At 47.1% G+C, this 539-nt stretch carries 1 protein-coding gene; it reads left to right on the top strand.

Annotated features, from left to right (window positions below; translation table 11 throughout):
• On the top strand, window positions 1–247 hold a 247-nt coding region (locus tag ACOCD2_RS25755; RefSeq protein ID WP_293681948.1), incomplete at its 5' end, for a hypothetical protein.
• Window positions 248–539: the final 292 nt, after the last annotated feature.

The following is a 539-nucleotide window of genomic DNA, read 5'->3' on the forward strand; positions in this document are numbered from 1 at the left end:
GGCCTTTGACAACCTATTGGTGCCCCAGCCGTCCTGGTCACCAAGCACTACGCAACAACTTCGCAAGCTCGTTGCTGCTCCGTACTTGGCTCCCAATGACTGGACGCCGCGTTCGGAGGCCCACTTTGTTTTCCCTCTGGCGCAAGGCACACCGGGAAAACAGTGCGGCCTCGCGGCTACTGGGGTCTACCAGCCTTCGCTTCGCTCTCCATGGCTGGTAGCGAATGAGGCCTGTTTGTTTGTGTAATCAATGGCTTAACACACTGTATTATACAGTAAAATCAGGCTTCATTCATCAGTAACCTATTGTTTTTCAAGCGAAAGAAACAAAATAAACAAGAATATTACCAAGTACTAATTTATCCGCCATATTAGTCGGCTCTAATATTCATTGCTCCAAAAAATTGGGAAACTTCAGCTTTTCAAAACAGCTCATTGTTATTTCTCCGAAATTAATTCAGTTGTGGGGACAACTCAGTTTCGGGTTGTAACATGGGCCGTATCAGTCGTGACAGGCTGAGCCTATCACTCATGACCAC

This window comes from Thiolapillus sp., assembly GCF_048562965.1.
Classification (GTDB): Bacteria; Pseudomonadota; Gammaproteobacteria; order Chromatiales; family Chromatiaceae; genus Thiolapillus; species Thiolapillus brandeum_A.